Annotated in this window: 1 pseudogene; it reads right to left on the bottom strand. The window is 68.5% G+C overall.

Annotated features, from left to right (window positions below):
* A pseudogene (locus AC0L2O_RS37480) lies at window positions 1–238 on the bottom strand (hydantoinase/oxoprolinase family protein); the annotation flags it as partial.

Raw genomic sequence — 238 nt, 5'->3', positions numbered from 1 at the left:
CCGAGCGCGCCCGGTCGCCGGGCTCGAGCACGGTGGTCGCGTCCATCTGTTCGAGGATCGCCGGCCCCTCGATGAGGGCGTCGAGCGGCAGCTTTTCCCTGCTGTAGACCGGCGTATCGTGCCAGCGCCCGCCATACCAGACCGGCCGAATTTCGCGGCGCGCCTCATCAAGTGTTTTGGCGCGGCCAGCCGGGTCGATCAATCGCGAAAGATCGATCGCCGGCCGCATGCCGGTCAC

This window comes from Bradyrhizobium sp. Kon10, from assembly GCF_055807395.1.
The sequence above is the reverse complement of the archived record's forward strand: the minus strand, read 5'-3'. Positions and strand labels throughout refer to the sequence as shown.